The sequence below is a fragment of the Tateyamaria pelophila genome (genome assembly GCF_019966495.1).
GTDB lineage: Bacteria > Pseudomonadota > Alphaproteobacteria > Rhodobacterales > Rhodobacteraceae > Tateyamaria > Tateyamaria pelophila.
The window spans coordinates 42,436-67,450 of sequence record NZ_JAIMIA010000013.1; the positions used below are offsets into that span (position 1 = coordinate 42,436).

The following is a 25,015-nucleotide window of genomic DNA, read 5'->3' on the forward strand; positions in this document are numbered from 1 at the left end:
TTGGATTTGCTCAACTTGCCTCTTGCGTATCACTGTCATTGATGTAGATCAATAGTGTATCAATTTTATTCCTGACGCGTCGATTCATCACATGACCCCACCCCGCCAATCCCCGCAGTCCCTGCCGATCTACGTGCAGATCGCCGAGCTTTTGACCCGTGATATCGTGGCGGGTCGGTTGATCGACGGAGAACGTTTGCCACCGGAACGGGACATGGCGACGGAGTTGGGCGTGTCCGTGGGCACGTTGCGCAAAGCGCTGCGGGATATGGGGCAAAAGGGTCTGGTCGAAAGCGTTCAGGGCTCCGGAAACTACATCCGTGCCAGCGGGGACACGGGCACCGTCTATGCCATGTTCCGGCTCGAATTGCTGGAGGGCGGCGGCTTGCCGCGTGCCAAGGCGCTGAGTATAGACCTGATGACCAAGCCCGATACGCTGCCGTCTTTTGGAACCTCGGACAAGGGCACGCGCGTGCGCCGGATGCGCTGGTTGAATGACACAATCATCGCGGTAGAGGAAATCTGGCTGGATGCGGATGTGGGAATCGTCTCCGAAAGCACGCTGTCGGAGTCGCTCTACGCCACCTATCGCAAGAATTTCGGCATCTGGATCCAGCGCGCCGAAGACCGCGTGAGCCTCGGGACCCTCCCCGACTGGACGCCGCCGGACTTTTCCGCCGCGCCCGGCGTGATGGCGGGCTATATTGAACGGCTGAGCTGGAGCGACCGCCCTGCCCCCATTGAATTTTCGCGCACGTGGTTTGACCCCACGCGTGCGGTTTATGTGCAACGACTAAAGTAAGGAACGCCAAGGATGGCAAAACACGTTCGCTATGGCCTCATTGGATGCGGCATGATGGGACAGGAGCACATGCGCAATATCGCGCTGTTGCCCGACACCAGTGTCGCCGCATTCTTCGAGCCTGACGCAGAGATGGCCGCCCGTGCGCTTGCCATTGCGCCGTCTGCAAAATCGGTTCCGAGCCTTGAGGCTCTGCTGGCCGAGCCGGATCTGGACTGTTTGCTGATCGTCAGCCCCAATTTCCGGCATGTCGAGCAGATGATGGCGATCCATGCCGCCCGGCCCCTGCCCCTCTTGGTGGAAAAACCGCTTTATACCGATCAGAACGACGCGGCCAAGCTGGCCGCCTTTCGCGACACATATCCCGCGCCCGTCTGGGTCGCGATGGAATACCGTTATATGCCCGTGATCGCCGATTTCCTGAGCCGCGCCAACAGCGTGACCGGCGGCATCAAGATGCTGTCGATCCGCGAACATCGCTTTCCGTTTCTGGAAAAGGTAGGCGACTGGAACCGCTTCAACCGCTTTACCGGGGGCACCTTTGTCGAGAAATGCTGCCATTTCTTTGACCTGATGCGCCAGACACTGGGCGCGGAACCGGTGCGCGTGATGGCCAGCGCCGCGCAATCGGTCAACCACCTCGAGGAAACCTATTCAGGTGAATCGCCCGACATTCTGGACAGCGGCTATGTCATCGTCGACTTCGACAATGGTGCGCGGGCATTGCTGGAATTGTGCATGTTTGCCGAGGGCAGCGCCTATCAGGAAGAGCTGTCGGCGGTGGGACCCACGGGCAAGATCGAAGCGTTCGTCCCCGGCCCCGGCCGCTTCTGGCCCGAGCACCTTGGCCCCGCGCCGGTTGCCAAACTGGTGACAAGTCCGCGCCAGCCGCAGGGGCCGCAGGTGCACGAGATACCGGTTGATCCAATGCTTCTTGATGCCGGCGATCATAACGGCTCCACCTTTTATCAACATCAGCGTTTCGTTGCACTGGTGCGCGGCGAAACGGACACGCCGGAGGTGAGTTTGAACGACGGCTGGGCGGCCGTGGCCATGGGACTGGCCGCACAGGAAAGCGCGCGCACCGGTCAGGCGGTCGATCCGCGACGCTGGATGTAGCAGGCGTCCGACATTTGGGTGCGTGTGACCACCCCCGGCAAAAGTTCCGTCGACCTGAGTGCACGTTTGAGGTGCGATGCGCCGGGCGACTGGGACGCCAACTGCGGCATGACCAAGCCCGTCAGGGAAGACTTTGAACAGAACGTCGTTTCAATCCCCTACCCCCATTCGGTCACAATCCAGAAATCGCCGTAGCGCCCGAACATGGCGTTTTGTGCCGCGTGCAAAACGCCATGCATCGCACGGAATTGCGACGCCCAAGGGCATTGCTTTGGGTTGGCAAACCGGCTTTAGTCGGCGGACTTTGGAGTGTTTCAATGACGGATATCGAGATCATCCTCTGCCAGATTTTACCGCCCAAAGACGCGCTCAACGGCATTCTGTCTCAATACTATGATCTCATTGTCCTGCGGATGCGGGATATGGGCGTCGATCTCGATCCTGCCGCGCCGCAGAGTGCGCTTGCAGAGTTCTGGGCACAATCGGACGACTATTTGCCGCCCAAGGGCTGTCTTGTCATTGCGCAGACAAAAACAGGCGAAATTGTCGGGTGCGGAATGATGAAGCGCTTGGATGACGACACCGGCGAACTGAAACGGGTCTTCGTGACCGAAGCTGCGCGCGGCACCGGAACCGTTCGGGCGCTGATCGAGACGCGCGAACGCGTGGCCCGCGAGATGGGGTTGAAACGGCTGATCGCCGATACGCTTACGCCAAATGTCGAGATGCGCGACCTTTATCCAAAGCTCGGGTTTGTGGAGCTACGTGAGCCGATTGAGACAACCACCTACAAGGATCAACCCTCGATACGCCCGTATCTGCACTATTTTTCCAAGGACCTCTGACGCCTTGGCTGCGCGGTGACGGCCTGAACGCCTACCGCGCCAGCGCGTCCCTGAACGCATGCCACGACGCCTTGGGCGTCCGTTTCAGCGTTTCGAAATCCACGTGCACCATGCCAAACCGTTTTTCATAACCCAGCGCCCATTCGTAATTGTCCATGAGCGACCAGGCCATGTAGCCCTGCACGGGCACGCCCTTCGCGATGGCCGCGCGTACGGCGGCCAGATGTTGGTTGAAATAGTCGATCCGAACGGCATCATCAACGCGCCCGTCCCGCAGCACATCCGCGTTCGACATCCCGTTTTCCGTGACAAAAAGCGGCAGGTCACCCGTGTAGTCACGCGCCGTGCGGACCAGAAAATCATGCAGCCCCTGCGGATAGATTTCCCAGCCCATCTGGGTTTTCGGCAACGGCCCTTCGACCGCGTGATGATGCGGCCATGCACCGTCATTTGGGGCCAGCAGGGATCGCGTGTAATAGTTGATACCCGCCCAGTCCAGGGGGGCCGTGATAGTGGCGAAATCATCTTGCCACCCTATCGGGAAATGGTCGCCCAGAGCCGTCACCAGACGATCAGGATAGCGGCCCTTGAACACGCCCGAGACGTAGAAGTGGTTGTAGTAGTCGTCATAAAGGGCGGCGGCTTCGGCGGCTTCGGGCGTATCATCCGCCGGGGCCGCCCATTCCATGTTGAACACGGCGCCCAGATTGCCGACGCCCATGCCCCGCATCCGTTCGATTGCCGTGCCATGAGCCAGAAGGACGTGGTGCATGGCCCGCGCCGTGGCGCGGATGTCGCGCAGGCCTGGCGCATGCGCCCCGACAAAATGTGACAGCCACGCGACGCACCACGGCTCGTTGATGGTGGCCACGGAAAACATCCGATCCCCCAGACGGCCCATCACGGCCTCGGCAAAATCGCCGAACCATCCCGCAATGTCGCGGTTGCGCCATCCGCCCTGATCGGCCAGCGCGGAGGGCAGTTCCCAGTGGTAGAGCGTGGCGCAGGGTTTGAGGCCCCGTTCCAGCATCGCATCCGTCAGTCGGTCATAGAAATCGAGCCCGTCCGGGTTGACCGTCCGCCCGTCAGGCATGACCCGGGCCCAGCTTGTCGAAAACCGATAGCAGTCAAAACCGCCATCCTTCAGAAGATCGAAATCATCCGCAAAACGGTGATAGTGGTCGCAGGCCCGCGCGCCGTCTTCGGCCCGCACGACATTCCCGGGCGTGGCCGCAAAATCATCCCACATCGCGCGCCCGGCACCGCCGAACGCATGCCCTTCGATCTGATAGGCAGAGGTGGCGGCACCGAACAGGAAGCCTTCCGGGAAATCAGAACGTTTGTGCTCAAGCATGACCTAATCCTTCAGAGGGCCAGTGGAGGATCCCACGACAAATTCCGTTTCCCACAGGCACGTATCGGGCGCGCCAGTGGGGTCTTCGATCCGGGCGATCAACATCTCTGCCAAAGCGGCGCCCGCGTCCCGGACCGAGGACTGCACCGCCGTGAAAATCGGAGTGTCCGTCCCGTTCCGCAAATAGCTGAGGCAATCATCGAACGTTGCGATACTGACGTCCTTGCCAAGGCGCAATCCGCGTTCTTCGACCGCGCGGCGCACACCGAGCGCACAGATTATGGACGACACGACAAAGGCCGTCGGCGCGCCATCGGCATCCAGCATGACGCTGGCATTGGCATATCCATTGCCTTCGGTCATATCGTTGCTGCCCATGAGGGACGCATCGACGTCCAGACCCGCAGCCTGCAACGCGGCTTCGAAGCCCATGCGGCGGCGCATCGCGAAATCGAGGCCCTCCGTCCCGTTGATCAGCGCGATGCGTCTGTGACCCAGATCGATGAGGTACTTTGTGATCTGCTCAAAGGCACGGCGATTGTTCACATCAAGCCAAGCATACCCGTCCTCGGACCCGCTGGCACGGCCATGCACGACGAAGGGCAGGCCGATTTCCCTGAGCAGGGGCAAACGTGGATCGTTCATCCTCGGCGCATGCAAGACCACCCCATCGACAGAGCCCCGCGCTTTGAGTGACCGGTATGTTTCAGCCTCCGACTGCGCCTCCACACGGGTCAACATCATCTCGTAGCCGTGTTTGGCATAGGTATCCGCCGCTCCAGCCATGAAATCCCCAAAAATCGGATTCACCATTTCACCCGAATCACGCACGGAAATGACGTGGCCGATACAGCGCGAATGTCCCTTGGCGAGACCCTGCGCACGGGTGTTGGGGCTGTAATTCTTTGCCTTGGCCGCTGCAATGACGCGTTTGCGCGTCGCCTCGGAGACTTCGGGGTACCCGTTCAATGCGCGGCTGACAGTGGTCTGACTGAGCCCAAGGCAATGTGACAGTTCTTTGAGGTTCACGAGTATGTTCCAAAGCGCTTCGGGTTTTCGCGCGACGCTATCGAAAGCGAGGGGTAACGTCAAAACGTTCGAGCCCAACCGCCAGATGGGATCAAAAAAATCTGTCGGCACACTGTCTATGTTTGACAGAGTTGTTTTTTTCAGCGACGGTCCGCAAATTCCAAAGCGCTTTGAAAACTTGCAAGGCGCGCTTGACCAGTTCAGCTTACCGGTCATCAAGGACACCAATGGGAGGACGACCAAAATGACGAAATCACTTCTCGCCAGTGCTGCGGCACTCGCGATTACAGCCGTGACGGCATCCGCCGATAACCACCTGACCTTCGCTCCCGGCGAAGGCGCTTTCAGCTGGGACAGCTATAACGAGTGGGCCGCAGCCGCCCCGGACCTGAGCGGACAGACCGTGACGGTTTATGGCCCCTGGCTCACCCCCGAAGACGGATTCTTCAACAACGCGATGGCGTATTTCGAAGAGGCCACCGGCGCCGATGTGATCTACACGGGTTCGGATTCTTTCGAACAGCAGATCCTGATTGACGCCGAAGCGGGGTCCGCCCCCAACATCGCCGTGTTCCCACAGCCCGGTCTTGCCGCCGTGATGGCAGGCAACGGCCAGCTTTACCCGATGCCCGACGGCATGAGCGACTGGGTTGCCGAAAACTATGCGGCTGGTCCGTCCTGGGTCGATCTGGGCACCTATGCGGATGCCGATGGCAACGACCAGATGTACGGCTTTTTCTACAATGTGAACGTCAAGTCGCTGGTCTGGTACAACCCGGAGAACTTCGAGGATGCGGGCTATGAAATCCCCACAACCATGGAAGAACTCAAGGCGCTGACAGACCAGATCGTTGCCGATGGCGAAACGCCTTGGTGTATTGGTCTGGGATCGGGTGCGGCCACGGGCTGGCCTGCGACCGACTGGGTCGAGGACATGATGCTGCGCACGGTCGAGCCATCAGTCTATGACCAGTGGACCACAAACGAGATCCCGTTCAACGACGAACGCGTCGTGGCCGCGATCGAGGAATTCGGCTGGTTCGCCCGAGACGATGCCAAAGTGTCCGGCGGTGCCGGTGCAGTGGCCTCCACGGACTTCCGCGACAGCCCCAAAGGCCTCTTCTCCTCGCCTCCGCAGTGCTACATGCACCGTCAGGCGTCCTTCGTGCCCGCCTTCTTCCCCGAAAACGTTGAATTCGGCGTGGACACAGGGTTCTTCTACTTCCCCTCCTATGCCTCCAAGGACCTGGGCAATCCGGTTTTGGGCGGTGGCACGCTGATGGCGATCACCGATCCGTCCGATGCGGCCTCTGCGCTGATGGAATTTTTCCAGCTGCCGCTGAGCCATGAAGTGATGATGGCCCAGACCGGCTTCCTCACCCCCCACAAGGGCGTGAACACCGATGCCTACAAGGACGACACGCTGCGCGCCCTGGGTGACGTTCTGCTGAATGCGACCACGTTCCGCTTCGACGGTTCCGATCTGATGCCCGGTGGCGTCGGAGCAGGCACGTTCTGGACCGGTATGGTCGACTACACAGGTGGCAAGGACGCCGCTGCCGTGGCCTCCGACATTCAGGACAGCTGGGACTCGCTGAAGTAATCAGCCCCACACGACAAGACTGACCTGTCCGCCCCGAAGGGGGCGGGCCGGTTCTGGACCACACGGCCCGACAGGGCATTTCGGTCAATGGTGGCTAGGGAGGCGACCCATGAACCCCGCATTTCAAGGTTTGATCACGATCATCATCGGCGTCGGTGGCTGTATCGGATATTTCTATTTCTCCAATCAGTTCCTGGACAAGGTGCTGTTTCCGGCCAAGGGCCCGCATGCCGGTCGAAACATCAACCGCGCCAACATGATCCGGCCCTGGTTGTTCCTGTTTCCCGCGATGTTCGCCCTTGGCCTCTACCTTGGGTATCCGGTGATCGAGACGCTGCGGCTGTCTCTTACGGATCGCGATCAGGGGGGCGCCTTTGTCGGGCTCGCCAACTACAACCAGATGTTCTCCGAACCCAAGTTCTGGGAGGCATTGAGCAACAATATGCTCTGGCTGATCGTCGTGCCTGCCGCGTCAACGGCGTTCGGTCTGCTCGCTGCCCAATTGACCGACCGGATCAAGTGGGGGTCGGCGGCCAAGTCGCTCATCTTCATGCCCATGGCGATCTCCTTCGTGGGTGCGGCGGTCATCTTCAAATTGGTCTACGACACCCGCCCTGCGGACCAGAATCAGATCGGCATCCTGAACGCCGTCTGGCTGCGTTTCGAGGGCGGTCCGGGCTCCTTTCTCTTCCTCCAGATTCTGCCCGCTTTGTTGCTGCTGAGCTTTGCGGGCATCGTGGCTTATGTCGGATGGATCTTCGTGCAACCGATTGCCAAAAGCCGCGAAAAGGGCGGCGGCGCTGGGTTCGTGCCATTGCGCCTGCTCGTCGGTGCAGGATCGCTTTATCTGGTGTTCTTGTCGCTGCGCTCCGTGATCAGCGTGTTCACTTTCGACTTTCCCCATGGCGAGCCGCAAACGTGGCTGACCCTTCCCTTCTGGAACAGTTTCTTCCTGATGATCGTTCTGATCTGGATCCAGACTGGCTTTGCCATGGTGATCCTGTCAGCGGCGCTGCGCGGCATCCCCGAAGAAACCATCGAGGCGGCCATCGTGGATGGGGCCAACCCGCTGCAGGTCTTCTTCAAGATCAAGGTGCCTCAGATCATCGGCACCATCGTGGTGGTCTGGACCACCATCACCATCACCGTGCTCAAGGTCTTTGACATCGTGTTCGCGATGACCAACGGGCAATGGGAAACGCAGGTTCTGGCCAATTACATGTTCGACAAAATGTTCCGCGCCAATGACTGGGGCGTCGGATCCGCGTCGGCGATCATCATCATGCTGCTGGTCTCGCCCATCCTGATCTGGAACGTCTACAACGCGCGTAAGGAGATGAAATAATGGCCCGCGATCATAAGGACGTACATCATGGATAATATCGCCGGTTCCAAATCATCCCTGACCTGGGTCGTGCACATCTCGGTCGTGCTGCTGGTCGCCTTGTGGGTGTTCCCGACCGTGGGCTTGCTGGTGTCGTCGTTCCGCACAACGGATCAGATTTCATCGTCGGGCTGGTGGGCGGCCTTGTTCCGCTCCGAACAGTCGCAACGCCTGAGGGTCGCAGACCCCGGCGACAACCGGATCGAACGCGATGGCGTTTACCTGGTCGAAGGCAATTTCTTTACGGAAAGCGGCGGCGGAGGCGAAATCACCAGCTGGGGCACCTCGTCTCGCGAGATTGACGCCTATGCACCGGGCGATGTAGCCGATCTGGGCGATGGCGAAACAATCACCGTGGACGCGGCCGCCAACTATGTCTGGTCAGGCAACGATGAACAGATCAGCGGACGGGGCCAGCGGGTCTTTGTCACGGCGATCTCGCCGCCGGAATTCACCTTGGCCAACTACGACAATATCCTGTTCAGCGGCGGCCCCGGCGACAACATGGCCAAGGCCTTTTTCAACACGCTCACCGTGACCATACCCGCCACCGTGATCCCCATCGTGATTGCCGCCTTTGCCGCCTATGCGCTGGCTTGGATGGATTTTCCGGGGCGTGCGCTGCTGATCGCGGCCGTGGTCGGGCTTTTGGTGGTGCCGCTGCAACTGGCGCTCATCCCGCTGCTCAAGCTGCATGTGGATATCGGGATCGGCAAAGGCTATCTGGGGGCATGGCTGGCCCATACGGGCTTTGGGCTACCGCTCGCCATATATCTCTTGCGAAATTACATGGTGGGTTTGCCCCGCGACATCATCGAAAACGCCAAGGTTGATGGCGCGACGGACTTCCAGATCTTTACCAAGATCATCCTCCCCCTGTCGTTCCCGGCCCTGGCGTCCTTTGCCATCTTCCAGTTCCTGTGGACATGGAATGACCTGCTGGTGGCCAAGGTGTTCCTGATCGACAGTACCGGTCAGACCACCGTGATGACCGACCAGATCGTGAACCTTCTGGGCACGCGGGGCGGCAACTGGGAAATTCTGGCGACAGCGGCCTTTGTATCGATTGCAGTGCCGCTTTGCGTCTTCTTTGCAATGCAGAAATATCTCGTGCGCGGCCTGTTGGCCGGCTCGGTCAAATAAGAGACAAGACATCATGAACCAGATCCTCTCCAGGTCAGAACCGGACACGGGCGTCGATGTTGACTGGTGGCGCGGGGCCGTCATCTATCAAATCTATCCGCGCAGCTTTCAGGACAGCAACGGCAACGGCGTAGGCGACCTTTTGGGGATCGTCGGGCGGATGCCCCATATCGCATCACTGGGTGTCGACGCGATATGGATTTCACCCTTCTTCACCTCCCCGATGAAAGACTTCGGATACGATGTCAGCAATTATTGTGACGTCGATCCGATGTTCGGTTCCTTGTCGGACTTCGACGCCCTGGTCGAAACGGCGCACAGCTATGGGATCAAGGTGATGATCGACCTGGTGCTGAGCCACACCAGCGACCAGCACCCCTGGTATCTGCAATCCATGCAGGACCGCGACAATGAAAAAGTGGATTGGTATGTCTGGTCAGACCCCAAGCCCGACGGCACGCCGCCCAACAACTGGCTGTCGATCTTTGGTGGGTCCGCCTGGACATGGGAACCCGCGCGGGAACAGTATTACCTGCACAATTTTCTGGCCAGCCAACCGGACCTGAACTTTCACAACCCCGATGTGCAGGATGCCTTGCTGGACGTCACCCGGTTCTGGCTTGACCGGGGTGTAGATGGGTTCCGGCTGGACACGATCAACTTCTACTTCGCTGATAAGGAACTGCGCAACAATCCGGCCCTGCCCAAGGAAAAGCGCAATGCCAGCATCGCGCCCTCGGTGAACCCGTACAATCACCAGGAACACATTTATTCCAAGAACCAGCCAGAGAACCTCGCATTCCTGGCCCGTTTTCGCGCCTTGCTGGACGAGTATCCAGGCACGACAGCGGTGGGCGAAGTGGGCGATGCCCAACGCGGGCTGGAACTTCTGGGGCAATACACCTCGGGCAATACGGGCGTGCAAATGTGCTATGCCTTCGAATTTCTCAGTAATGAAACCCCGACGGCTGCCCGATTTGCCGAAGTTTTCGCCGACCTCGATAGGGTGGCGGCGCATGGGTGGGCCTGTTGGGCCTTTTCCAACCACGACGTGGTCCGCCATGTCAGCCGGTGGAACCTCAATCCGGCCGCCGCGCGTATCTATGCCACGCTGATCATGTGCCTACGCGGATCGGTCTGCCTGTACCAAGGCGAAGAACTGGGACTGTCCGAGGCCGATGTTGCCTTTGAAGACCTGCAAGACCCCTACGGCATCCAGTTCTGGCCCGAATTCAAGGGACGCGATGGTTGTCGCACGCCGATGGTCTGGGAAAATTCGAACCGGAATGCCGGTTTTACCACCGGCGATCCGTGGTTGCCCGTCAGTCCCGAGCACCTGCACCGGTCGGTGGCGGATCAGGAAGGCGAACCAGGCGCATTGTTGCACCACTACCGGCGCATTATCGCCCTCCGCCACAGCCACAAGGCCATCCGCAAGGGCGACCATGACGGTCTATATGCCTATGGCAACGTGCTGCACTTTACGCGCCGCTACGAAGACCAGACGATCTTTTGTGCCTTCAATCTAAGCAACATACCGGTGACCCATGCGTTGCCTGCCGGCGATTGGGTGACCATCGGGGCTGAAGTGGGCAGCACCGCGCCCGGCCCGGACGGGAACCTGCATCTTGGGCCCTGGCAGGTCGCATTGGCGCTGAAACTTTAAACACCAAGCGCCCGATCCGAACGGGCGCGCCCAAGGGAGGGGACGACCATGGCTGACTTGAAACTCACGAATGTCGCCAAGACATATGGCGGCACGGTGAATGTGCTCAACAACATCAATCTCGACATCGAAAAGGGCGAGTTGATTGTGTTCGTCGGACCGTCGGGCTGCGGCAAGTCCACGCTGCTGCGGATGATTGCAGGGCTCGAAAAAATCTCGGACGGCACGCTCGAGATTGACGGGACAGTGGTGAATGACGTGCCCCCGGCGCAACGTGGCATCGCGATGGTGTTCCAGTCCTACGCGCTATATCCGCACATGACCGTGCGCGACAACATGACGTTTGCGCTGAAACTGGCCAAGAAGAGTACCGACGAAATCAACGCCGCCGTGGACAAGGCCGCCCGTATCCTGCAACTGGAGCCATATCTGGATCGCCTGCCCAAGGCCCTGTCCGGCGGTCAACGCCAGCGTGTCGCCATCGGTCGGTCGATCGTGCGCGATCCCAAGGTCTACCTCTTCGACGAGCCGCTTTCGAACCTTGACGCGGCCTTGCGGGTGGCCACGCGGATCGAGATTGCACAGCTCAAGGAATCGATGCCGGACAGCACGATGATTTACGTCACCCACGATCAGGTCGAAGCGATGACCCTGGCCACGCGCATCGTCGTTCTGGCCAACAAGGGGATTGCGCAGGTGGGCTCTCCACTCCAGCTCTATGAGCGGCCCGAGAATGAGTTCGTGGCGCAATTCATCGGGTCTCCGTCGATGAACCTGCTGCCCGGCGAGATCGTCGAGACGGGGACGCAGACACGGGTCAGGATGGACAGTGGCCTGATGGTCACGTCCGCCGTGCCCACGACCGAAACTGACATGGGCATGAAGGTCAATGTCGGCGTCCGGCCCGAAGACATGACCGTCACCACCGGCGACGGTGTCTATGAGGGTATCGTCGATTTCACCGAAGCCTTGGGCGAGGTCACAATCCTTTACTTCAAGGCAGAAGGCGATGCGGACCCGGTACTGGCCAAGATGCCGGGCATCCACAAGGATTTGCGCGGCACAACGGTGCGAGTCACCGCGGATCCGGCAAAGGTGCAGCTTTTCGCCAACGGCACATCGCTGTATTATCGCTGAACGCAAGCGCAGGGCGGGTTAAAACCCGCCTTACGGGGCCCGCCTCAGGCGTGATCGAACAGCGCCGCGGATCGGTCCAGCAGCAATTGGCTGATGATGGGTCCGGCAGCTGCCCCTATCCCGCGTGCATTATCGCCCACCAGACCTTCGACAATTGTTGGCACGATCAGTCCACGCAGGTCCTGCTTGTCCATCCGTGTATGCACCATTTCGACCAGCCGTTCCCGAACGGAAAACGGCATCGCACCATCGATCACCACTGCTTCGAAATCGATGATGGCGCAGGATGTCACGCTGGCCCGCGCCAGAGCATCTGCTGCCTGCTGCAGCCAAGGCTCTACATAGGCGTCCAGATGCGACCAGTCCTGTGGGAGCTGCCACAGTTGCCTCGGGTCCAGCCCATCCGATTCAAGCCGCAATTCAAGGCCCCGGATTGAGGCCAGATCGATCAATAGCCCCGGTTGGCCGTCCAGATCGGTGACGGGCAGCGGGCCAAAGGCCCCGGCATTACGCTGATTGCCCTCGAAGACCGCATGATCAAGCACAATCCCTCCGCCGATAAAGGCCCCGACAAAAAAGTAGACGTAATCGCGAAATTCGCGTCCAATTCCAAAGACATGCTCGGCCCTGCAGGCCGCCGTGGCGTCATTGACCATATGCACAGGAAGGTCAGTGATCCGCGTCGCCTCTTCTTTGAAGTCAACTTCGCGCCAAGCCGCAAAGTCCACAGCGGGCGCGCCCGCCAATTCGTGCCAGTTCCACAACTCGAAGGGTGCTGCGATCCCAAGGCCGCAAAGCCGGGCTCGCATTTCATCTGGCATGTCTGCCATCAACGTCGCAAACCCATCTGTCAGAAACCCGAACACCGTGTCCGGCATGGGATAATCGTAGGTCTGGCGCACCTGTTTGCGCACCCGGCCCTTCAGGTCCAGCACCAGCAGATCGGCACTGCGCCGCCCGATCTTGAGACCCATGGAAAAGATACCGTCCGGGTGGATGTCGAACGGCACCGAAGGTTTGCCGACCTTGCCCTGCCCCTTGACGGTATCGCCCCGTTGCAAAAACCCGTCCTGCTCGAGCTTGCGCAAAATCACAGATGTGGTCTGGGGTGACAATCCGGTGCGGCGTGCCAGGTCTCCGCCCGGCAACGCGCCGTTGCGCTGCAAGACAGACAACAAAAGCCGTTCATTGTAAGCGCGCACACCTGTCTGGTTTATGCCGCCCGACAGGCTGCGCACATGTTCCAGTGACATTTTTTTCGTCTCCCTGACGATCAAGCATGCCCTGCGCAATTAATAAGTCAAGTTTATTTATTAATTGACTTCTATCGAGAATCGCGTTTCCTTCGATTCAGTTGAACCGCGGGCTTTTGTCCGGGGCAACCGAATGTCTTTGGGAGGACACTATGAAGAAATTGCTTTTGAGCTCGGCTGTCGCCATCACGTCCATGGCGGGTGCCGCGTTTGCCGACAGTCATTCCATCTCGGCCTGTTTGATCACGAAAACGGACACCAACCCCTTCTTCGTGAAGATGCGCGAAGGTGCGACCGCCAAGGCCGAAGAACTGGGTATCTCGCTCAATTCATATGCTGGCAAGGTCGATGGTGACCACGAAACGCAGGTGCAAGCGATCGAAACCTGCATCGCCAACGGTGCCAAGGGTATCTTGCTGACGGCATCGGATACCGCGTCCATCGTGCCGGTCGTCCAGCAAGCCCGCGACGCGGGCCTGCTTGTGATCGCACTCGATACGCCGCTCGAACCCATCAACGCCGCCGACATGACGTTCGCCACCGACAACTTCCTCGCCGGCGAGCTGATCGGTAAATGGGCCGCCGCCACGCTGGGCGATGAGGCCGCGAATGCCAAGATCGGCATGCTCGATCTGGCTATCAGCCAGCCGACCGTGGGTGTTTTGCGCGACCAGGGTTTCCTCACCGGCTTTGGCATCGACGTCAAGGACCCCAACAAATGGGGCGATGAAGATGATCCGCGCATCGTCGGCAATGATGTAACCGCAGGCAACGAAGAAGGTGGCCGCCGCGCCATGGAAAACCTGCTGGCCATCGATCCGTTCATCAACGTCGTCTACACGATCAACGAACCTGCCGCTGCCGGCGCTTATGAAGCGTTGAAAGCCATCGGGCGCGAAAACGACGTACTTATCGTCTCTGTAGATGGCGGGTGCCCGGGCGTTCAGAACGTTGCGGAAGGCGTGATCGGGGCCACATCGCAGCAATACCCGCTGCTGATGGCCTCGCTCGGGATCGAAGCGATTGCCGCATGGGCCAAGGACGGCACCAAGCCGACCGCATCCGATGGCAAGGATTTCTTTGACACGGGCGTATCCTTGGTGACGGACAAGCCTGCGGATGGTGTGGAAAGCATCTCGGTGGCCGAAGGCACGGATCGCTGCTGGGGCTAAAGCCCGGCTCCGGGCCAAACACGGCCCGGGCAATCTTCCTGCCTGAGCGGTATCAGCGGGACGGGGTGGCAGACTGCCCCGCCTCCGGCTGATCACCTCATCTCCAAGCGAAATCAGGGGCGGGCACCACGCCCGCCTTCTTTCATTGCTCTGGGAAAGGGATCCCCATGTCGCCATCCGACAATTACGAATCCGCAGCCACGACTGGCGACACCAAAGTTGCCGAATTCGAAGACATGCGTCAGGGCTTTGTTGGGCGTATTCAGCACACACTGCACCAGACGCCGTCGCTTGTGCCGCTCATCGTTCTGGTCTTTTCCATTGCACTCTTCGGCATCCTGCTGGGGTCACGTTTTTTCTCGCCCTTCGCCCTCACGCTGATCCTGCAACAGGTTCAGATCGTAGGCGTGCTGGCCGCCGCACAGACCTTGATCATCCTGACCGCAGGGATCGACCTGAGTGTGGGGGCCATCGCTGTGCTCTGCACCGTCGTCATGGGCAAGGCATCCTTCACCTATGGCATCCCTCCGGCCATCTCCGTCGCGATCGGGCTCGTGGTCGGCACCACACTCGGGGCTATCAGCGGCTGGCTTGTCAGCCGGATGAAGCTGCCGCCCTTCATCGTGACGCTGGGCATGTGGCAGATCGTGCTGGCAGCAACATACCTTTATTCCCAAAACGAAACGATCCGCAGTCAGGATATCGAGGCCGAGGCGTCCTTCCTTCAGTTTCTCGGATTCAAGATCCAGTTCGGCGGAGCCACATTCACACTGGGCGTGATCGTGATGATCCTTCTGTTTGTGGTGCTTGCATATGCGTTGCGCTCGACCGCATGGGGCAGACACGTTTATGCCGTGGGCGATGATCCCGAGGCCGCAGAACTGTCCGGCGTTGATGTGCACAAAACCTACATGTCCGTTTACATGGCTGCCGGATTCATCTGTGCGCTGGCCGGATGGGTCATGATCGGGCGGTTCGGTTCGATCTCGCCCTCCGCCACAACCGGCGTCATCGGCAACATCCAGGCCATCACCGCCGTGGTGATCGGGGGGATCTCGCTCTTTGGCGGGCGGGGCTCGATTGCGGGCGCGCTCTTTGGCGCGCTCATCGTCGGCGTGTTCGAACTGGGCCTGCGCATGGCCGGGGCCGACCCGCAATGGACCTTCATGCTGATCGGCTTGCTGATCATCGGCGCGGTGGCAGTGGATCAGTGGATCCGGAAAGTGAGCGCATAATGGAACCGATCCTCAAAGCCCGCGGCCTCGTCAAACGCTACGGCAAGGTCACCGCCCTCAATCACGCCGACTTTGATCTTTATCCGGGCGAAATCCTCGCCGTCATCGGCGACAACGGTGCGGGCAAATCATCGATGATCAAGGCCGTTTCGGGTGCGACTATCCCGGACGAAGGCACCGTGTGGCTGGACGGCAAGGAGGTCAACTTTCGCTCACCTATCGAGGCGCGCGACGTGGGAATCGAAACAGTCTACCAGCAACTCGCCATGTCGCCGGCCCTGTCGATCGCCGACAACATGTTCATGGGGCGCGAATTGCGCAAGCCGGGACTGATGGGCACCCTGTTTCGCCAACTCGACAAGGCCGCGATGGAAAAATTCGCGCGGGACAAGCTGAACGAACTGGGCCTGGCCACGATCCAGAACATCAATCAGGCGGTGGAGTCGCTCTCAGGCGGGCAGCGTCAAGGCGTCGCCGTGGCACGCGCTGCGGCCTTCGGGTCCAAGGTGGTCATCCTGGACGAACCCACCGCAGCCCTCGGGGTCAAGGAAAGCCGCAAGGTGCTGGAACTGATCCAGGACGTGCGCAGCCGAGGCATTCCGATCATCCTGATCAGCCATAACATGCCCCATGTGTTCGAGATTGCAGACCGCATTCACGTGCACCGGTTGGGCAGCCGACTTTGTGTGATCGACCCGAAAGAGCATTCCATGTCCGATGCCGTCGCCTATATGACCGGCGCTGCCGAGCCTGACCGTGCAGCCTGAGCCGACGCTGGCCGCGATCTGCGACCAAATCATGCAAGCCCCGCTGGGACCACATCGCCGCTTGATTGCGGTCGCCGGCGCACCGGGCAGCGGCAAGTCCACAACTGCTAAACACATCGCAGACGCGCTTGCGGCACACGGTTTGAAGGTGGCCGTGGTGCCGATGGACGGGTTTCACCTCGACAACAGGCTGCTGGATGTCGATGGCAGCCGTGCCCGCAAGGGCGCGCCGCATACGTTTGACGCGGAAGGGCTGATCCGGCTGGTTACGGCCCTGCAGTCGAACGATGCCGTGGTTTATCCACTTTTCGATCGCAGCCGTGACATCGCAATCGCAGGCGCAGGCCGGGTGGACGCCGACGTCGATACCGTGCTGATCGAAGGCAATTACCTGCTGTTGAACACGGCACCGTGGAACCGGCTCGCCGCATGTTGGGCGCTAACAATTTCGCTTGCAACGCCGCGCGAGGTGCTGCATGCACGGCTCGTCCAACGCTGGCTGGACCATGGCATGACCCGGGTCGATGCCGAAGCGCGGGCCTTGGGCAATGACATGAAGAATGCAGAGTTCATTACGGCCAATGAGAACGCTGCCGATATAAGACTGACGGAGAACCCGAAATGATCCTGTGCTGCGGCGAAGCCCTCATCGACATGATCCCACAACCCGGCGGCGCGGGCTTTGCCCCCCATGTCGGCGGGGCCGTCCTGAACACAGCCGTGGCGCTTGGCCGCCTCGGCGTTCCTGTCGGACTGGTGACCGGGCTGTCTTCCGACCCGTTCGGACAACTGATCGAAACGGCGCTCGAAGCCAGCAATGTCAGCACCGACTTTGCGGTACGCAGTGACCGGAACACCACGCTTGCCTTCGTGCATCTGGAAAACGGTCAGGCGACCTATACTTTTTATGATGACAACACGGCGACGCGTGCCATCAGCTCGTCTGACATGCCCACCCTGCCGAGCGACACCGAAGCAGTTTTCTTTGGCGGCATCAGCCTGTGCAATCCCCCCGTCGCCGACAGCCTGCTCGATCTGGCACTGGCCCAGCCCGCAGACCGGCTGGTGATGGCCGATCCCAATATCCGTCCCAGCTTCGTCTCTGATCACGCGGGCTACCGCGCCCGGCTAACGGCCCTCTTGGGGCGGGCGGATATCGTGAAACTCTCCGACGACGATATCGACTGGCTGATCGAGGGCGAAGCCTCGATCCATGACAAGGGACAGGCCGTGCTTGCCATGGGCCCGAAACTCCTGCTGCTGACACGTGGCGGAGAGGGGGCCACCGCCTTTCAGGCGGGCGGCCAAGAAGTCCATGTTCCGGCAAGGACGGTCCAGATCGTCGATACGGTCGGCGCCGGTGACACGTTCAACGCAGGAGCGCTGGCAGCCTTGCGTGCCGCGGACGCCCTGCGCCCCGAGGCGCTCGCCACGCTGGACGCGGCAACCCTTACGGACATGCTGACGCTGGCTGCCCGCGCCGCCGCTGTCACCGTCTCCCGCGCCGGGGCCAACCCGCCCTGGGCACACGAACTGGGCTGACCCAAGCGGCACAGTCTCCGGTCGGCTCATAGAACGCGCCGTCTCGGGTGCCAAATCTATCACGCCCGATCCGGCCTGCACCGCCGCCTTTTCCCTCTGCGCGCATGTTCGCCAGCCGCAACACCGCAGGGCCAAGGCGATCTGCGCGGCATAGCTGCACAGCGTCGGCGCGCCCAAATGGCGGTGCGCCGAAGCCTTGTCGCCGCCCCCTCTGTGGTTATACCTCCGACAGTCAAAGCGGTGGCCGGTCCTACTTAAAACAAATGCCGCAGCGGTGGGTCACTGAAACCGGCCAACAAGGCGACAAGAGTGGCACTTCTGCTACCGACGATAGTATTTTCTTTGCTGTCTTCGAAACACCGAATGACAGAGCGCGACTGTAGCATCGCAAGTCAGCAACCGTTCCTCCCACGCAGTCGGTCGACCGACATAATCAACCGCATTGGGGACTGTCCAGTCGGGCCTGCAGTTCGAAACCCAGTCTCCCGCCGAGGGCAGCCTGACTGCGGGCTGGCACGCAGCGACAACACCGATCTCGATACCGCCCGCGATGCGGTCGTCTTCATGACCTGTTCGCGCAACGCAGACCACTGCACCTCAGCGTCCCGACGACTGATTCAGGACACGACCGACGACGCCTTCGACGCCAAACTGACCCATCGCACAAACGCCATCATTGTCAGACATCCAATCGCTTACGCAACCAAGTCCGTCCCTTGATCCACAGCCGACACAACACCAAAGACATAGCACCTTCGAGACCGCCCAACGCGAAGGCGCGACCATCGCGCAGGGTGGCTCGCGCATCGGAACCACCGGACATTTCGTGTGCCCCACCCTTTTTTATCAGTGTCACCAACGACATGCACATCGCGCAAGTCGTTGTTTCTGGCCCGGTGCTGACCGCCACTTGGTCCCACAGGAAAACGGAGGCTCTGGCCCTTCCCAGTGACACTGGTCTACGGTGCCTCGGCGGCAACGAGGCCAGCGGCGACGCGACCTTCGCCTTCTTTATGGGGCAAAACCACATCGGAGCGGGCATAGCCGATCCAAGAACACCACGGCTGGGCGTCTGAGGCTTCTCTTGGCCCAAAATATCCTCGGGGAGTTTGAGGGGCAGACAGCCCCTCATAAGCAACATGAAATCGCGTACTGCGCCAGCCGCTCCACTGCGCTACACATGTACAAAACACCACACACCTCAAACGCCTTGACCCGGAAGGAACAGCATGAGCTGGGACGATTTCGCAAAGCACGCCAAAGACGCCGCCGACTGGGGCGCGCAGTATCATAAAACCATCCGTGACCGCCCCGTTCGTGCGCAAACCGCGCCGGGCGACATCGCCGCGCAACTGGACGCCACGCCCCCCGAAACGGGCACCGATATGGGCGCACTCATGGCGGATTTCGAACAAATCGTCATGCCCGGCATCACCCATTGGCAACACCCCCGGTTCTTCGCCTATTTCAACGCAAATGCCGCGCCCGCGTCCGTTCTGGCCGAGTTCCTGACGTCGATCATCGCGCCCCAATGCATGCTCTGGCAAACCTCGCCCGCCGCGACGGAGATGGAATCCCGCATGATGGACTGGCTGCGCCACGGACTGGGGCTGCCAGACGTCTTTCAAGGTGTCATTCAGGACAGCGCCTCGTCGGCCACATTGGCGGCGGTCCTGACCATGCGCGAACGGGCCCTGACTTGGAAAGGCAATCAATCCGGGCTGTCCGGTCAGCCCACCCTGCGCATCTATTGCTCTGATCAGGTACACACCTCTATCGACCGCGCCATCTGGGTTTCAGGGATCGGTGAGGACAATCTGGTCAAGATCCCGACCAGCGGTGCGTTACGTGGCATGAACACAGCCGCACTTCAGGCCGCCATCAGCGCCGACCGGGCCGCAGGGCACCTGCCCGCAGGGATCATCGCCGCAACCGGGGCCACCGGCATGGGGGCCTGCGACGACATGCAGGCCATCGCGGCGATCGCAAAGGCGGAAAATCTCTATACCCACCTCGATGCCGCATGGGCCGGCACCGCGATGATTTGCCCCGAGTTCCGAACACTCTGGGATGGGGCAGACCAGTTCGACAGCATTGTCTTCAACCCGCACAAATGGATGGGCGCGCAATTCGACTGCGCCGCACATTTCCTGCGCGATCCCGACCTCTTGCGGCAAACGCTGGCGATCCGGCCCGAATATCTCAAGACCCACGCCCAGGGCGACATCATCGACTATTCGGAATGGTCGGTGCCGCTGGGGCGGCGGTTCCGGGCGCTGAAACTCTGGTTCCTGATGCGGCACTACGGGATGGAAGGGCTGCGGACCCGCATCCGCAATCACGTCAGATGGAGCACGGCGCTCTGCGACCGGCTCCGGGCCCAGCCGGATTTCGAGATCATCACCAACCCGATCCTGTCGCTCTGGACGTTCAACGCGAAAGGCGCGTCAGATGCAGACACCCAGACACTGGTGGATGCAATCAATGATGACGGTCGGATTTACCTCACGCAAACGCTGGTCGACGGGGTGAAGGTCATCCGCTTCACCGCGGGCCAGTTCGATTGCGAGGAACAGGACTTCGACACCGCCTTCGACACGATCACCCAGATCGCAAGACGGCCTTGACGCGCGCAAAAGACCCGTAAGGCGCACCCATGGTGCGCCCTCCGCCCGTGCTCAGGGGTGCAAGGCCAGACAGCGGGCGCAGCCGTGCAAGGCCGACGCATCGTCGGTCAGCAAATACATCGGAATGCGGGCCATACGCCCGTGAAAGCTGTCATCCTCGCGCAGCGGGGCCAGCACCAGATCGGCTGTGGCGTCATCCAGCAGGGTGCGCGCCAGAGACCCGTTAAAGTAAATCCCGTTCTCCGGCAGATAGAGATAGGCAATCTCGCGCACCAAGGCACCCAGCGCCCGCGCCATCAAGGTCTGCGTCTCCGCACCGCCCTCGGCCTCAGCAACCTCTTCGGGTTTGCAGCGATGTCCGGTGCGGGCCTCATGCACATGAGCCAGACCGCGCCCGGAAAACACGTGCTCGACCGTCGGGAAAGCGTCCACGTCGCCCAGTGCATCGCGCAGAATGGCCGCCACGGATTGCGGCAGGGCCGCGTGGCCCATCTCGGCGGCAAAAACAACGCCCGACGGCCCATGGGCCACGCTCACGTTGAACCCGGTGCCAAGCCCCACAACGATCGACTGCGGCTCGTCCTCGATGGGCGTGCCGCTCAGATAGCGCAGCGAGGCGGGTGGTAACACAGCAATCGCATGGCCCAACGCCTCAAGGTCATTCAGCAGATAGACCGCCTCCAGCGACAGATCCGCCGCCAGTTCGGCGGCATCAAAATGCCAGTCGCGATTGGTCAACCGACCCCAGCCCTTGCCCACAGGCCCCGCAATGGCCACCGCCGCCGCACTCACCTGCGGCTGATCGGCCAGATAGGCACGGGCCAGTTCGGCAAAGCCTGCATAGTCATCATTGCGAAACCGCCGTGCGGTTCCAGTGTGCACGCCGGTCACAGTGGCCAGGGCAAGGCGGCAATTGGTGCCGCCCACATCCGCCACAAGGTGTAAAGGTCCCTGCATCAGCCTTCGCCCGGGTGCTTGCCCAGAATGATCATGCCCAGCAGATCATCATCCGTGACGTCATCCACATCGACGGTTCCCACCAATTGACCATTCTTCATCACTGACGCCCGATCACATAACTCCATGACGTCATGAATATCATGGCTGATGAGGAAGATACCAATGCCTTCTGCCTTCAGCTGCGTAATCAGTTCCGACACCATCTGCGTCTCGTGCGGGCCAAGGGCGGCGGTGGGTTCGTCCATGATCAGGATACGCGCGTTGAAGTACACCGCACGGGCAATGGCCACCGACTGGCGCTGCCCACCGGAAAGGGCGCTGACCGGATCCTTGAATTTCTTGAAGTTCGGATTGAGGCGCGCCATGATCTTGCGCGTCTCCGCCTCCATCGCGTCATCGTTGACGAAACCAATGGGCGAGACCAGTTCACGCCCCAGAAACAGGTTCGACGCGGCATCGAGGTTATCGGCCAGCGCAAGCGTCTGGTAGATGGTCTCGATATTGTAGGACCGCGCATCGCGGGGGTTGTTGATGATGGCCTTTTCGCCGTCCACATAGATCTCGCCCGAGTCCATGGCATAGGCGCCCGACAGAATCTTGATCAGGGTCGACTTGCCCGCGCCGTTATGGCCCAACAAGCCCACAACTTCACCGGGATAAAGGTCAACCGACACATGATCCACGGCATGGACACCGCCAAAGGAAATGCAGATGTCGCGCATGTCGACAAGGGGCGTGCCCGAGCGATCAATAGGTGTCTTTGCAGTACTCATTTCGAAGCCCTCCGGTAGAGGTTGTCCAGATAGACGGCCAGCACAAGCACCGAACCAACCACGATTTGCTGAATGGCCGCGTCAAAGCCGATCAGGACCATGCCCGTTTGCAATGATTGCATGACCACGGCCCCCAGAATCGCGCCATAGATCGTGCCGACACCACCCGCCAGCGACGTGCCGCCGATAACGGCTGCCGCAATGACGTAAAGTTCGTCCAGCGTGCCCAGCGCGTTGGTGGCAGAGCCCAGCCGGGCCGAGGCCACGGCGGCAGACAGACCCGCGAGAAAGCCCATCAGGGCAAAGATCTTGACCGTCATCCACTTGGTGTTGATGCCTGCGAGCGATGCGGCTTCGGGGTTGCCCCCAATGGCATAGACATAGCGGCCAAAACGGGTGCGCGACATGACGAGCGACATGATGATGCCCACGGCCACAAGGATCAGAACCGGAATGGCAAAGCCATAGCTGATGAACAGACCCTCGGGCGGGATCTCGATCCCGTTATCCTCGGCGTAGCGGCGCACAATCCCACGGGGCCAGTAGTAGCTGTTGACCAGCATGACCGCGCCGACCAGAGCCGCAGAGCCGACAATGCCGATGAACCAGTCCGCCCAGACGGGCCGCAACGCGAACCCATGAGTGACACGCTGGCGACGGCCCAGAACAACGGACGCGATGACAGCGGCCACGCCGATCAGACCCAAAATCCACGACCCCGTTGCACCAATAGCGCCGTCTGCCGTCCCACCCAACAGGCGGAAGGTGCTGTCCACGGGCGAGATTGTCTCGCCGCGCGCTACCAGAAACCCTGCCCCCCGCCAGGCGAGCAAGCCGCCCAAGGTGACGATAAAGGCCGGGATAGAAAGATAGGCAATCAGATAGCCGTGAAAGGCCCCGATCAACGTGCCTGTGATCAGTCCGACGATGACGGTGATGATCCAGATCGCCCAATGCTCAAGCCCCAGCAGTTGCGGTAGCAGCCACACTTGGGTGACGCCCATGATGATCGCACAAAAGCCCAGAACCGACCCGACCGACAGGTCAATATGGCGGGTCACGATCACCAGAACCATGCCGCAGGCCATGATCCCGATGGACGAGGTCTGAACGCTCAGGTTCCATAAGTTGCGCGGTGTCAGAAAAGCACCAAACCCATTGACGACAGCGCCGTAGACATGGAACCCGACCCAGATCAGCGCCAAGGCGCCCAACATCCCCAGCAAGCGGGTATCCAGTTCGGTGGCCTGAATGAAACGGGCAACGGGGCCTTTCTGAGCGGGCGCCGCAGGGCCGCCAGTATTCGAAGTATCTGTCATCACGAAATCCCGGATAGAGGGCGACCGTAGCCTCAAGACAGGTCTTGGACACGCACGCGCAGGTGATTGATGTGAGGAAATTTGTCGAAAGGCACCGGCGGCATCTGCCGCCGGTGCGGGGGCGTCAGCCCTTAGTTACAGCCTGCAACACCGGCTTCGGCACCGGCACAAACCTTGTCTTTGGCAATGTGGCCTGCATCGATCACAGCGCTGATGTTGGCTTGGGTCACAGGTGTCGGGTCGAGGAAGATGGCGTTCATCTCGACACCATTCTCACCACCGGACCATTTCACGGCACCGTCGATCTCGGCAAGCGACGCACCACCCGCAAGGGCAACGGCGATTTCAGCCGCTTTGCTGCCCAGATCCTGCGCGTTTTTCCAGACCGAAACGGTTTGTTCGCCACGGGCCACACGGTTCAGCGCGGCATGGTCGCCGTCCTGTCCACCAACCGGAACGGCCAGACCTTGGGCTTGCAGCGCGGCAATCGCGCCACCGGCCATGCCGTCGTTCTGGGCCAGAACCGCGTCAACTTCGTTGTTGGCGGCGGTCAGGATCTGTTCCATGTTTTTCTGAGCGTTGTCAGGCTTCCACCCATCGGTGAAAGCTTCACCCACAATCGTGATCTTGCCCGATGCAACGTCATCACCGATGACCTCCATCATGCCTTCGAGCAGGAAGCCCGCATTCGGGTCACCCTTGTCGCCCTTGATGATGGCAAAATTGCCTTCGGGCTGCTCGGCCGTCACAGATTGCGCGATGATCCGGCCCACGCCCTTGTTGTCAAAGGTCAGATAGAACGTGCGATCGTCTTCGATCAGACGGTCATAGCCGACAACAGGAATGCCTTCGTTCTCGGCCTGGTCGATGGCGGGGCCAATCGCGTCCTTGTCCATCGCGAGGATGATCAGCGCGTCGGCACCTTGGGCAATCAGGGCTTCGACATCTGTCAACTGCTTGGCCGCTGAGGCCTGCGCGTCGGACGAAATATATGTAGCTCCCAGCTCTTCGAGCTTGGCTTTGATCGCCGCTTCATCGGTTTTCCAGCGCTCTTCCTGAAAGTTGGACCAGCTGACGCCCACGGTGATATCCTGAGCCCAGGCTGCTGCGCCCATCAAAGACGCGGTCGCCGCTATGGCAACTGTTTTAACGAAATTCATAAGAGTCCTCCCAAAGACTACTGGCCGCGATTCTGATTGAATAATGTGCGGTACAACAGTCATACCTTATTAAATTCGAAAATCAAATTAAATTGGACAGTTTCTAAAAAAACGTTCATCATGAG

Annotated in this window: 23 protein-coding genes; 16 read left to right on the forward strand and 7 right to left on the reverse strand. The window is 60.4% G+C overall.

What is annotated here, in order from left to right; all coding sequences use genetic code 11:
- Nucleotides 1-91: 91 nt before the first annotated feature.
- From LC354_RS06645 to LC354_RS06655, 3 genes are all read left to right on the forward strand, one after another.
- The gene (locus LC354_RS06645) at nucleotides 92-802 is read left to right on the forward strand and encodes a GntR family transcriptional regulator (RefSeq protein WP_223422233.1); all 711 of its coding nucleotides are present in this window, start codon (nucleotides 92-94) and stop codon (nucleotides 800-802) included.
- A 12-nt stretch (nucleotides 803-814) separates the two neighbouring features.
- Nucleotides 815-1,921 carry a Gfo/Idh/MocA family protein gene (locus tag LC354_RS06650; RefSeq protein WP_223422235.1) on the forward strand — a complete coding sequence of 369 codons (1,107 nt, stop codon included), beginning with the start codon at nucleotides 815-817 and terminating at the stop codon, nucleotides 1,919-1,921.
- 317 nt (nucleotides 1,922-2,238) lie between these two features.
- Nucleotides 2,239-2,766, forward strand: coding sequence for a GNAT family N-acetyltransferase (locus tag LC354_RS06655; RefSeq protein ID WP_223422236.1), 528 nt, complete (start codon nucleotides 2,239-2,241; stop codon nucleotides 2,764-2,766).
- A gap of 31 nt (nucleotides 2,767-2,797) precedes the next feature.
- On the opposite strand, the gene LC354_RS06660 is transcribed toward LC354_RS06655, so the two are convergent.
- Nucleotides 2,798-4,120, reverse strand: coding sequence for a GH1 family beta-glucosidase (locus LC354_RS06660; protein ID WP_223422238.1), 1,323 nt, complete (start codon nucleotides 4,118-4,120; stop codon nucleotides 2,798-2,800).
- Nucleotides 4,121-4,123: 3 nt separating this feature from the next.
- Nucleotides 4,124-5,149, reverse strand: a complete 1,026-nt coding sequence (locus LC354_RS06665) for a LacI family DNA-binding transcriptional regulator (protein WP_223422240.1) — start codon at nucleotides 5,147-5,149, stop codon at nucleotides 4,124-4,126.
- A 244-nt stretch (nucleotides 5,150-5,393) separates the two neighbouring features.
- Between LC354_RS06665 and LC354_RS06670 the strand changes: the two genes are divergently transcribed.
- The 5 genes from LC354_RS06670 to LC354_RS06690 all read left to right on the forward strand — a co-directional run bounded on the left by LC354_RS06670 (nucleotide 5,394) and on the right by LC354_RS06690 (nucleotide 12,082).
- Nucleotides 5,394-6,752: an ABC transporter substrate-binding protein gene (locus LC354_RS06670; RefSeq protein ID WP_223422242.1), complete on the forward strand. Its 1,359-nt coding sequence runs from the start codon at nucleotides 5,394-5,396 to the stop codon at nucleotides 6,750-6,752.
- 109 nt (nucleotides 6,753-6,861) lie between these two features.
- Nucleotides 6,862-8,097 carry a carbohydrate ABC transporter permease gene (locus tag LC354_RS06675; RefSeq protein WP_223422244.1) on the forward strand — a complete coding sequence of 412 codons (1,236 nt, stop codon included), beginning with the start codon at nucleotides 6,862-6,864 and terminating at the stop codon, nucleotides 8,095-8,097.
- Nucleotides 8,098-8,124: 27 nt separating this feature from the next.
- Nucleotides 8,125-9,279, forward strand: a complete 1,155-nt coding sequence (locus LC354_RS06680) for a carbohydrate ABC transporter permease (RefSeq protein ID WP_223422246.1) — start codon at nucleotides 8,125-8,127, stop codon at nucleotides 9,277-9,279.
- Nucleotides 9,280-9,292: 13 nt separating this feature from the next.
- Nucleotides 9,293-10,945 (forward strand): alpha-glucosidase, encoded by a 1,653-nt coding sequence (locus LC354_RS06685; protein WP_223422248.1) that lies wholly within the window; start codon nucleotides 9,293-9,295, stop codon nucleotides 10,943-10,945.
- Between the two features lie 48 nt (nucleotides 10,946-10,993).
- The gene (locus LC354_RS06690) at nucleotides 10,994-12,082 is read left to right on the forward strand and encodes an ABC transporter ATP-binding protein (RefSeq protein WP_223422249.1); all 1,089 of its coding nucleotides are present in this window, start codon (nucleotides 10,994-10,996) and stop codon (nucleotides 12,080-12,082) included.
- Nucleotides 12,083-12,126: 44 nt separating this feature from the next.
- Here the strand turns inward: LC354_RS06690 and LC354_RS06695 are convergent, their stop codons facing one another.
- Nucleotides 12,127-13,335, reverse strand: a complete 1,209-nt coding sequence (locus LC354_RS06695; RefSeq protein ID WP_223422251.1) for an ROK family transcriptional regulator — start codon at nucleotides 13,333-13,335, stop codon at nucleotides 12,127-12,129.
- Between the two features lie 152 nt (nucleotides 13,336-13,487).
- On the opposite strand from LC354_RS06695, the gene LC354_RS06700 reads away from it, so the two are divergent.
- From LC354_RS06700 to LC354_RS06735, 8 genes are all read left to right on the forward strand, one after another.
- Complete coding sequence (locus LC354_RS06700) at nucleotides 13,488-14,507, forward strand: sugar ABC transporter substrate-binding protein (protein WP_223422253.1); 1,020 nt, start codon at nucleotides 13,488-13,490, stop codon at nucleotides 14,505-14,507.
- 167 nt (nucleotides 14,508-14,674) lie between these two features.
- Complete coding sequence (locus LC354_RS06705) at nucleotides 14,675-15,742, forward strand: ABC transporter permease (RefSeq protein WP_223422255.1); 1,068 nt, start codon at nucleotides 14,675-14,677, stop codon at nucleotides 15,740-15,742.
- The gene (locus tag LC354_RS06710) at nucleotides 15,742-16,509 is read left to right on the forward strand and encodes an ATP-binding cassette domain-containing protein (RefSeq protein WP_223422256.1); all 768 of its coding nucleotides are present in this window, start codon (nucleotides 15,742-15,744) and stop codon (nucleotides 16,507-16,509) included. Before LC354_RS06705 ends, LC354_RS06710 begins: the two co-directional genes overlap by 1 nt.
- Nucleotides 16,499-17,134: a division plane positioning ATPase MipZ gene (locus LC354_RS06715; protein WP_223422258.1), complete on the forward strand. Its 636-nt coding sequence runs from the start codon at nucleotides 16,499-16,501 to the stop codon at nucleotides 17,132-17,134. Before LC354_RS06710 ends, LC354_RS06715 begins: the two co-directional genes overlap by 11 nt.
- Nucleotides 17,131-18,051, forward strand: coding sequence for a carbohydrate kinase family protein (locus LC354_RS06720; protein WP_223422260.1), 921 nt, complete (start codon nucleotides 17,131-17,133; stop codon nucleotides 18,049-18,051). Before LC354_RS06715 ends, LC354_RS06720 begins: the two co-directional genes overlap by 4 nt.
- Nucleotides 18,052-18,414: 363 nt before the next feature.
- A complete protein-coding gene (locus LC354_RS27980; protein WP_223422262.1) occupies nucleotides 18,415-18,771 on the forward strand; it encodes an aldehyde dehydrogenase family protein in 357 nt (118 codons plus the stop codon).
- 143 nt (nucleotides 18,772-18,914) lie between these two features.
- On the forward strand, nucleotides 18,915-19,127 hold the full coding sequence (locus LC354_RS06730) for a hypothetical protein (protein ID WP_223422263.1): 213 nt from the start codon (nucleotides 18,915-18,917) through the stop codon (nucleotides 19,125-19,127).
- A 153-nt stretch (nucleotides 19,128-19,280) separates the two neighbouring features.
- On the forward strand, nucleotides 19,281-20,678 hold the full coding sequence (locus LC354_RS06735) for a pyridoxal phosphate-dependent decarboxylase family protein (protein WP_223422265.1): 1,398 nt from the start codon (nucleotides 19,281-19,283) through the stop codon (nucleotides 20,676-20,678).
- Between the two features lie 51 nt (nucleotides 20,679-20,729).
- Here the strand turns inward: LC354_RS06735 and LC354_RS06740 are convergent, their stop codons facing one another.
- The 4 genes from LC354_RS06740 to LC354_RS06755 all read right to left on the reverse strand — a co-directional run bounded on the left by LC354_RS06740 (nucleotide 20,730) and on the right by LC354_RS06755 (nucleotide 24,890).
- Nucleotides 20,730-21,635 (reverse strand): glucokinase, encoded by a 906-nt coding sequence (locus LC354_RS06740; RefSeq protein ID WP_223422267.1) that lies wholly within the window; start codon nucleotides 21,633-21,635, stop codon nucleotides 20,730-20,732.
- Nucleotides 21,635-22,411, reverse strand: coding sequence for an ATP-binding cassette domain-containing protein (locus tag LC354_RS06745; RefSeq protein ID WP_223422269.1), 777 nt, complete (start codon nucleotides 22,409-22,411; stop codon nucleotides 21,635-21,637). The genes LC354_RS06740 and LC354_RS06745 overlap by 1 nt, the downstream gene beginning before the upstream one ends.
- Entirely contained in the window at nucleotides 22,408-23,730 is a 1,323-nt protein-coding gene (locus LC354_RS06750; protein WP_223422271.1) for a sugar ABC transporter permease, read from the reverse strand. Before LC354_RS06750 ends, LC354_RS06745 begins: the two co-directional genes overlap by 4 nt.
- 131 nt (nucleotides 23,731-23,861) lie before the next feature.
- Nucleotides 23,862-24,890, reverse strand: coding sequence for a substrate-binding domain-containing protein (locus tag LC354_RS06755; RefSeq protein WP_223422272.1), 1,029 nt, complete (start codon nucleotides 24,888-24,890; stop codon nucleotides 23,862-23,864).
- Between the last annotated feature and the right edge of the window lie 125 nt (nucleotides 24,891-25,015).